This window comes from Pseudomonas sp. 2024-210, assembly GCF_045062345.1.
Classification (GTDB): domain Bacteria; phylum Pseudomonadota; class Gammaproteobacteria; order Pseudomonadales; family Pseudomonadaceae; genus Aquipseudomonas.
The window spans coordinates 65159-73445 of sequence record NZ_JBJGEJ010000021.1 but is presented as its reverse complement, the minus strand read 5'-3'; the positions used below and the strand labels follow the sequence as shown (position 1 = coordinate 73445).

Genomic DNA, 8287 nt, shown 5'->3' with positions numbered 1-8287 from the left:
GATGCACGCAGCGCTCTAAAAACACCTCCGAATCCGACAGGCGCAGCGAATCGTCAGCCCAGCCCATATGCCCGCTGGCAAAGGGCGCCAGATACGCCACCCCCACTGACGCCACCGTGTCGAACAGTCCCAGAAAGGCAATGCTGATGGGCAGCCCGGCGAACAGGTAGCAGGTTTCACCCTCGACCTCGACCTTGCTCAACGCCTCCAGCCAAGTGGCAAAGGCCCGTGCTTCGGCAGCGCCGCGAGAAAAGCCGTACACGTACAGGCGCATGGCCTTGATCAGCGGAGCGGTTTTCAGGCGGTTCTGCAATTCAACTTTTTGTTGCAACTCGCGAATCGGGCCTTCAAGGACTGCCTTGCGGCGGGCGTAGCCGTCGCTGACGAGTGAAGCGCCCAAGGCATCCATGCCTACAGACGTGCCCAATTTCTGGACAAGTGCGTAGGCCGCCTCTGATGGCCAATGCCCCTCTGAACACGCTTTTTTCAACGCATCTAATAGTCGAGTCAACGCCCAGTTGATGCGATTTTCACCGCCCGTGGCCATACTCAGCCCCGAGCTGCTCGGCCCGAACTCATGAATTTCCTTGAATTCAGTACCGACCCCAGGGATGTAATAGCGAAAGAAAGCCTCATCGCTCACAAGGGTTGGGGGCTGACCTTCCATATCACCCAGACTGGCGTGAAACAAACGCGCCACATTGCTGGTCGTGGGTGGCTTGCTCAATTTATCTGACGGCTCATGGTTGTTGGTGCCGTCGAAACACAGCGTGATATTCAACACATCCATACAGGGCGGACCAACATAAAACCGGCGTGCAGCCAGCGCTGCCCGCTCGGTTTCAATCGCGATCTGACGCTCCACTTTTTTCTGCGCGATGCCGTTATCGGCCACCTGCTGAGGATGCGAAGGTAACAACCCCTTTTCGGGAAATTCCGGGGTCATCGTCAGAGGTTCCGCTGGCGGGCGCTTATCGAACGTATTCAGGGAGTTGGGCATGTGCTGGGCACTTCCATTCGGCGGGGATATTGATATGGGTGCTCAGCAAGCCAGGCGTAGGTCGTACCTGCCGCAACTTTGACCTGATCGCAGGGCAGGAAATGCACGGTGACAACACCCAGTTCTTGATAAGGGGCCACTTCAACGACGGCGCTATGTCGGGTGTATTGGTTTTGATGATTTTTCATGCGAGCGCTCCACGCATCAGAAAAAAGAGGCTCTAACCAATTCCCATAATCATGAGGTAGTGAATCTTTCTCCCACTCCACAACAACCGTCAGCCCTTCGCGCCATTGACGTGGCAGTACGGCGCAACACACTTGTGTACCACCACCGCCATAAGGGCCGATATTGTGGCCACCATTGCGGTTCACGCTAAAACCGTTGATGGCGGCCGAGGTGTGGTTGATGCCTTCTATCGGCGCCCCCAACATCGTCGGCCGCGACTCGACACAACCTTGCAACAACAGGCTGGCCGCCAGTATCCAGCCCCCTGCGGACGCCATGAGGAATGCCCGTACACAGCGTTGATGTAGAGCAAAAAAAGATGAGTGACGGCGAGAAAGCTGGCAGAAGGTGGGCATCCGTTTCCCTCAATGTAATGGCGGTGAGGGAATGCGGTGCTCGACTCCCCCGTCATGGCTGACAGGGAGGAATTAGATGAGAATACAAAACTCTTGTATGTCGGACGGTTCCGCCTGAGACGACAGAAGCATGCTGTTTTGTTGAGACTCGTCTCTGACAAAAGCCGCTTGTGCGAACGCTGTTGTAGACACGCGGGGGAACCTCAGTACCCGTAGCAGCCGTCGAGTCGTGCGAGGCTGCGTTCGGCGATGCAATCGTCGCAAACCTGATGAACACGGTGGATCTGCAACACCCAGGCTGAATGGGTTTACGACGGCTTCGCCGCCGAGCGCAGCCTTCGGCAGCGGCTACACGATGCCTGTCGCCGCCGATACTGCGAAAACAGCACGCTACACAAGCCGCGCAATGTGATCGGCCGCCGCATCCAGATGCTGCACATGGGTAAAGCCCGAAGCTTTTAGCGGCTTCAAATCATGATCGCCCGCCACTAACCAAAACAATTCAATGCTCGGCGCCAGCGTGTAGGCCTCAACTGCTTGGCGGTTGCCCAATGCATCGCGTTCGCCCTGAATAATAAGCGTCGGTGTGTGCAGTTCAGCCAGATGCGCCACACGCGGTTTTTCCGGTTTGCCGGATGCGTAAAACGGATAGCCCAAACACACCAGTGCATCCACGGCCAGTTCGTCCGCCACAAGACTGGCCATTCGCCCACCCATGGATTTACCGCCAATGGCCACGCGCCCAGCGACATGCCGTCGCACCTCGGCGTACACCTCACGCCAACAGTCGAGCAACTGGGCCTGTTGGTTAGGCGGCCTTTTGCCACCCTCGAGTCGACGTTGCGCCATGTAAGGGAACTCGAAGCGCAACACGTTGAGCCCGCGCGCGGCAAGGCGTTCAGCCATGCCGGTCATCCAGTCGCTGTCCATCGGTGCACCCGCGCCGTGGGCCATGATCAGCGTGGCCGGTTCGGCCGTTTTCACCGCGCCGGACGCTGCATTCCATAACCAGCCCCGATCCTGCACGCACTGCGCCCATTGATCCCCGTCAATACCGCCCCCCCTTGCTACGCCCATGCTTGCCTCGCTTTTAGTCTGCCAATAACTCCAGGCGTGCACATGTACTCGCCTGAACCGTGGATGGGGAACCATGAACACTTCAATCAGTACCGCCTACAACTATAAGGTGGTCCGCCAATTTGCCATTATGACGGTGGTTTGGGGCATCGTCGGTATGGGGCTCGGGGTTTTTATCGCCGCGCAGTTGGTCTGGCCCGAACTCAATTTCAATTTGCCATGGACCAGCTTCGGGCGTCTTCGCCCGTTGCACACCAACGCGGTGATTTTCGCCTTTGGCGGTTGTGCATTGTTCGCGTCCTCCTTCTATACGGTGCAACGCACCTGTCAGGCCACGCTGTTTGCACCCAAGATTGCGGCCTTTACCTTTTGGGGCTGGCAGTTAGTCATTTTGCTCGCCGCCATCAGCCTGCCCCTGGGCTTCACCAGCTCAAAGGAATACGCCGAGCTGGAATGGCCGATTGATATCTTGATCACCATCGTCTGGGTCGCTTACGCCATCGTGTTTTTCGGCACGATCATGAAGCGCAAAACCAAACACATCTACGTGGGCAATTGGTTCTTCGGCGCATTTATCGTGACAGTGGCGATTTTGCACATCGTCAATAACCTCGAAATCCCGGTCAGCCTCACCAAGTCCTACTCCCTCTACGGTGGCGCAACAGATGCGATGGTGCAGTGGTGGTACGGCCATAACGCGGTAGGGTTTTTCCTGACAGCGGGCTTTTTGGGAATGATGTACTACTTCGTGCCGAAACAGGCCGAACGCCCGATCTACTCCTATCGCCTGTCCATCGTGCACTTCTGGGCGCTGATCACGCTGTATATCTGGGCCGGCCCGCACCACTTGCACTACACCGCGCTGCCTGACTGGGCGCAGTCACTGGGCATGGTGATGTCACTGATTCTGCTGGCCCCCAGTTGGGGCGGCATGATCAACGGCATGATGACGCTCTCGGGCGCCTGGCATAAGTTGCGCAGCGACCCGATCCTGCGCTTTCTGGTGGTGTCGCTGGCCTTCTACGGCATGTCGACCTTCGAAGGCCCGATGATGGCCATCAAGACCGTCAACGCCCTCTCCCACTACACCGACTGGACCATCGGCCACGTGCACGCCGGTGCTCTGGGGTGGGTGGCGATGATTTCGATTGGTGCGCTCTACCACATGATCCCGAAAATCTTCGGACGCCCGCAGATGTACAGCATTGGCCTGATCAACGCGCATTTCTGGGTGGCCACCATCGGCACCGTGCTTTACATCGCCTCGATGTGGGTCAACGGCATCGCTCAAGGCCTGATGTGGCGCGCAGTGAACGAGGACGGCACGCTGACCTACTCCTTCGTCGAAACCCTGGTGGCCAGCCATCCGGGCTATGTCGTGCGCCTGATCGGGGGCGCGATTTTCTTCAGCGGCATGCTGCTGATGGCTTACAACACGTGGCGCACGGTGCGTAACGCCGAGCCCGCTGAAGTCGTTGCCGCCGCGCAGATGGCCTGAGGAGTTCGCCATGAAACACGAAGTGATTGAAAAAAATATCGGCCTGATGCTGTTGCTGATGATTCTGTGCGTGAGCATCGGCGGCCTGACGCAGATTGTCCCGCTGTTCTTTGAAGACGTGACCAACACCCCGGTTGAAGGCATGAAGCCCTACACCGCGTTGCAACTTGAAGGACGCGACATCTACATCCGTGAAGGCTGCGTGCAGTGTCACTCGCAGATGATTCGCCCGTTCCGCGCTGAAACCGAGCGCTATGGCCACTATTCGGTAGCCGGTGAAAGCGTGTGGGATCACCCCTTCCTGTGGGGTTCAAAACGCACCGGCCCGGACTTGGCACGGGTGGGTGCACGTTACTCGGATGACTGGCACCGCGCGCATTTGTACAACCCGCGCAACGTGGTGCCCGAATCAAAAATGCCCGCCTACCCCTGGCTGGTCGAGTCGGCGGTCGACACTTCACACACCGAAACCAAGCTCAAGGTGATGCGCACCCTGGGTGTGCCTTACACCGATGAAGACATCGCTAACGCCAAACAGTCGGTACAGGGCAAAACCGAGATGGACGCGCTCGTGGCCTACCTGCAAGTGCTCGGCACTGCCATCAAGAGCAAGAGGTGAACAATGGTTCTGGAGATGAGTAGTGGAATGATTCGCGGCCTGGGCACGTTGCTGGTGGCCGTGGCATTTATTGGCTTGGCACTCTGGGTGTTCAGCCCGCGCCGCAAATCCGAGTTTGAAGACGCTACGTTACTGCCCTTCAAGGACGACCCGCAGGCCCTGAAACACGTCGAGCAAGCGCAAGCGTCGAGGAGCGACAAAGCATGACGACTTTCTGGAGTATCTATATCTGCGTGTTGACCATCGGAACGCTGATTGGCCTGACATGGCTGCTGGTGGGGACACGCAAAGGCGAAAACAAAGGCGAAACCGTCGAGACCATGGGCCACAGCTTTGATGGCATTGAGGAGTACGACAACCCGCTGCCCCAGTGGTGGTTTATGTTGTTTGTGGGCACGCTGGTCTTCGGCGTCGGTTATTTGATCCTCTATCCCGGCCTTGGCAATTGGAAAGGCCTGCTGCCGGGTTACGAGAATGGCTGGACGGGTGTTCATGAGTGGCAGAAGGAGATGGACAAGGCGGATGCCCGCTTCGGTCCGATTTTCGCCAAGTATGCCGCCATGCCCGTGGAAGAGGTGGCGCAAGACCCTCAAGCGCTGAAAATGGGCGGTCGCCTGTTCGCCTCAAATTGCTCGGTGTGCCACGGCTCGGATGCCAAGGGGGCTTTCGGTTTCCCTAACCTAACCGACAACACCTGGCGCTGGGGCGGCGATGCCGACACCATCAAGGCCTCCATCATGGGCGGGCGCATTGCCGTGATGCCCGCCTGGGGGCCGGTACTGGGTGAAGACGGGGTCAAAAACGTCGCCGCTTACGTGCGTCACGATCTGGCTGGCTTGCCATTGCCACAAGGCACCGCGGTTGATCTGAACGCGGGCAAGCAGGCCTTCGAGACCACCTGCGTGGCGTGCCACGGCGCCAACGGCAAAGGCATGCAGGTGATGGGCGCCCCGGATTTGACGGTGCCCGAGGCCTATATCTACGGCACCAGCCTGGGGCAATTGCAACAGACCATCCGCCACGGCCGTCAAGGCCATATGCCAGCGCAAAACGAATTGCTGGGCAACGACAAGGTGCAGTTACTGGCCGCGTATGTGTTCAGCTTGTCGCAGGGTAATAAAGAGGACAAATACGCCAAATAATGCCTCACCCGCCGCAGAAGCACCCACGAGGTGCTTCTGTAGAGTTGTATACAACTCTGTGAACAATTTCTGGACATTTCTCCTCGCCTCTTTTACTTTCCTCCCCAGTATCGCCCCGCCAACAGCCTTCACCATTGCCCAAAATGCAACGTGTCTTTGAGGTCATTTTGACCTTACACAATGCATGGAAAGGCCGCCGGCTAAGCGTTGCCGCTCCCTGAGTGAGGTTATGTTGCGTTGCAATACCCCAATGCTTTACCCATACTTGCGCCGCTTTTTTACCCCTAAAAAATATAAAACCGTGGAACCCTAGAATGAGCACAGCAATCAGTCCGACTGCTTATAACTATAAGGTCGTCCGCCAGTTCGCCATCATGACGGTGGTCTGGGGAATCCTAGGCATGGGGCTCGGGGTCTTTATCGCGTCACAGCTCGTGTGGCCTGAATTGAACTTTGGCCTGGAATGGACGACTTTCGGGCGTCTACGCCCGCTGCACACCAACCTTGTGATTTTTGCCTTTGGTGGCTGCGCTCTGTTTGGCACGTCTTATTACGTCGTACAGCGCACCTGCCAGACCCGCCTGATCTCCGACTCGCTGGCCTCGTTCACTTTTTGGGGGTGGCAGGCGGTCATTGTCGGCGCCATCATCACCTTGCCCCTGGGGTACACCACCACCAAAGAATATGCAGAGCTGGAATGGCCTTTGGCTATTTTGCTGGCCATCGTGTGGGTGGCTTACGGCATGGTCTTCTTTGGCACCATCACCATACGCAAAACCAAACATATCTACGTCGGTAACTGGTTCTACGGGGCCTTTATTGTGGTGACGGCGATGTTGCACATCGTTAACCACGCGTCGTTGCCGGTCAGTTTTTTCAAGTCCTACTCCGCCTACGCCGGTGCGACCGACGCCATGATTCAGTGGTGGTACGGCCACAACGCAGTAGGGTTTTTCCTGACAACAGGTTTTCTGGGCATGATGTATTACTTCGTGCCCAAACAGGCCGAGCGCCCGATCTACTCCTATCGCTTGTCCATCGTGCACTTCTGGGCGCTGATCACCCTGTATATCTGGGCCGGTCCGCACCACCTGCACTACACCGCGCTGCCGGACTGGGCTCAATCGCTGGGCATGGCCATGTCGATCATCCTGCTGGCACCCAGCTGGGGCGGCATGATCAACGGCATGATGACCCTGTCAGGGGCTTGGCATAAGTTACGCACCGACCCGATCCTGCGCTTTCTGGTGGTGTCACTGGCGTTCTACGGCATGTCGACCTTCGAGGGCCCGATGATGGCCATCAAGACGGTCAACGCCCTCTCCCACTACACCGACTGGACCATCGGCCACGTACACGCGGGGGCATTGGGCTGGGTGGCGATGATTACGATCGGCTCCATGTACCACATGATTCCGAAAATCTACGGCCAGAAGCAGATGTACAGCGTCAGTCTGATCAACGTGCACTTCTGGCTGGCGACCATTGGCACCGTGCTGTATATCGCCTCGATGTGGGTCAACGGCATTACTCAAGGGTTGATGTGGCGTGCGATCAACGAAGACGGCACCTTGACCTACTCGTTCGTCGAAGCCCTGCAAGCCAGCCATCCGGGCTTTATCGTGCGCGCACTGGGCGGGGCCATTTTCGCCAGCGGCATGCTGTTCATGGCCTATAACGTCTGGCGCACTGTACGGGCTTCGAACCCGGTAGAAGCCCAAGCTGCAAGCCAGATCGCTGTCGTGGGAGCCCACTGATGAAGCACGAAGCAGTCGAGAAAAATATCGGCCTCATGGCGTTTTTGATGGTCATTGCCGTCAGCATCGGGGGCCTGACCCAGATTGTTCCGCTGTTTTTCCAGGACGTCACCAATAACCCGGTCGAAGGCATGAAGCCGCGTACCGCGCTGGAACTGGAAGGCCGCGACATCTACATCGCCAACGGATGCGTGGGGTGTCACTCGCAAATGATCCGGCCGTTCCGCGCCGAAACCGAACGCTATGGCCACTATTCCGTGGCCGGTGAAAGTGTCTGGGATCATCCGTTCCTGTGGGGCTCCAAGCGCACCGGCCCAGACTTGGCCCGTGTCGGTGGGCGTTACTCCGATGACTGGCAGCGGGCCCACTTGTACAACCCGCGCAACGTGGTGCCGGAGTCGATCATGCCGGCTTATCCGTTTTTGGTGGAACGCACCCTGGACGGCAAAGACACGGCAAAAAAAATGGAAGTCTTGCGCACCCTGGGCGTGCCTTACACCGACGAAGACATCGCCGGAGCCAAAGATGCCGTCAAAGGGAAAACCGAAATGGACGCGCTGGTGGCCTACCTTCAGGGCCTGGGCACTCTGATCAAAAGCAAACGGTGATC

Annotated in this window: 8 protein-coding genes and 1 pseudogene; 6 read left to right on the top strand and 3 right to left on the bottom strand. The window is 57.7% G+C overall.

Going from position 1 to position 8287, the window contains the following annotated elements:
- From ACI7MX_RS21170 to ACI7MX_RS21160, 3 genes and pseudogenes are all read right to left on the bottom strand, one after another.
- A pseudogene (locus ACI7MX_RS21170) lies at positions 1 to 1000 on the bottom strand (DUF2235 domain-containing protein); the annotation flags it as partial.
- Positions 985 to 1506: a DUF3304 domain-containing protein gene (locus ACI7MX_RS21165; RefSeq protein ID WP_405591875.1), complete on the bottom strand. Its 522-nt coding sequence runs from the start codon at positions 1504 to 1506 to the stop codon at positions 985 to 987. The gene ACI7MX_RS21165 and the pseudogene ACI7MX_RS21170, both read right to left, overlap by 16 nt.
- A 468-nt stretch (positions 1507 to 1974) precedes the next feature.
- Positions 1975 to 2661: an alpha/beta family hydrolase gene (locus ACI7MX_RS21160; protein WP_314488733.1), complete on the bottom strand. Its 687-nt coding sequence runs from the start codon at positions 2659 to 2661 to the stop codon at positions 1975 to 1977.
- Positions 2662 to 2734: 73 nt separating this feature from the next.
- On the opposite strand from ACI7MX_RS21160, the gene ccoN (ACI7MX_RS21155) reads away from it, so the two are divergent.
- The 6 genes from ccoN (ACI7MX_RS21155) (at position 2735) to ccoO (ACI7MX_RS21130) (ending at position 8285) form a co-directional block, all read left to right on the top strand.
- On the top strand, positions 2735 to 4159 hold the full coding sequence (ccoN, locus tag ACI7MX_RS21155) for a cytochrome-c oxidase, cbb3-type subunit I (RefSeq protein WP_314488736.1): 1425 nt from the start codon (positions 2735 to 2737) through the stop codon (positions 4157 to 4159).
- Between the two features lie 10 nt (positions 4160 to 4169).
- A complete protein-coding gene (gene ccoO, locus ACI7MX_RS21150) occupies positions 4170 to 4778 on the top strand; it encodes a cytochrome-c oxidase, cbb3-type subunit II (RefSeq protein WP_314488739.1) in 609 nt (202 codons plus the stop codon).
- A 15-nt stretch (positions 4779 to 4793) separates the two neighbouring features.
- The gene (locus ACI7MX_RS21145) at positions 4794 to 4985 is read left to right on the top strand and encodes a cbb3-type cytochrome c oxidase subunit 3 (RefSeq protein WP_153382571.1); all 192 of its coding nucleotides are present in this window, start codon (positions 4794 to 4796) and stop codon (positions 4983 to 4985) included.
- Complete coding sequence (gene ccoP, locus ACI7MX_RS21140) at positions 4982 to 5920, top strand: cytochrome-c oxidase, cbb3-type subunit III (RefSeq protein WP_405591870.1); 939 nt, start codon at positions 4982 to 4984, stop codon at positions 5918 to 5920. The genes ACI7MX_RS21145 and ccoP overlap by 4 nt, the downstream gene beginning before the upstream one ends.
- A gap of 314 nt (positions 5921 to 6234) precedes the next feature.
- A complete protein-coding gene (gene ccoN / locus ACI7MX_RS21135; RefSeq protein ID WP_405591867.1) occupies positions 6235 to 7677 on the top strand; it encodes a cytochrome-c oxidase, cbb3-type subunit I in 1443 nt (480 codons plus the stop codon).
- On the top strand, positions 7677 to 8285 hold the full coding sequence (gene ccoO / locus ACI7MX_RS21130; RefSeq protein ID WP_405591864.1) for a cytochrome-c oxidase, cbb3-type subunit II: 609 nt from the start codon (positions 7677 to 7679) through the stop codon (positions 8283 to 8285). The genes ccoN (ACI7MX_RS21135) and ccoO (ACI7MX_RS21130) overlap by 1 nt, the downstream gene beginning before the upstream one ends.
- Positions 8286 to 8287: the final 2 nt, after the last annotated feature.

What these genes read in the sequence shown, in the direction of transcription:
- ACI7MX_RS21160 (WP_314488733.1), bottom strand. Translation starts at nt 2,661, where the DNA reads ATGGGCGTAGCAAGGGGGGGCGGTATTGACGGGGATCAATGGGCGCAG.
- ccoO (WP_405591864.1), top strand. Translation starts at nt 7,677, where the DNA reads ATGAAGCACGAAGCAGTCGAGAAAAATATCGGCCTCATGGCGTTTTTG.
- ACI7MX_RS21145 (WP_153382571.1), top strand. Translation starts at nt 4,794, where the DNA reads ATGAGTAGTGGAATGATTCGCGGCCTGGGCACGTTGCTGGTGGCCGTG.
- ACI7MX_RS21165 (WP_405591875.1), bottom strand. Translation starts at nt 1,506, where the DNA reads ATGGCGTCCGCAGGGGGCTGGATACTGGCGGCCAGCCTGTTGTTGCAA.
- ccoP (WP_405591870.1), top strand. Translation starts at nt 4,982, where the DNA reads ATGACGACTTTCTGGAGTATCTATATCTGCGTGTTGACCATCGGAACG.
- ccoN (WP_314488736.1), top strand. Translation starts at nt 2,735, where the DNA reads ATGAACACTTCAATCAGTACCGCCTACAACTATAAGGTGGTCCGCCAA.
- ccoO (WP_314488739.1), top strand. Translation starts at nt 4,170, where the DNA reads ATGAAACACGAAGTGATTGAAAAAAATATCGGCCTGATGCTGTTGCTG.
- ccoN (WP_405591867.1), top strand. Translation starts at nt 6,235, where the DNA reads ATGAGCACAGCAATCAGTCCGACTGCTTATAACTATAAGGTCGTCCGC.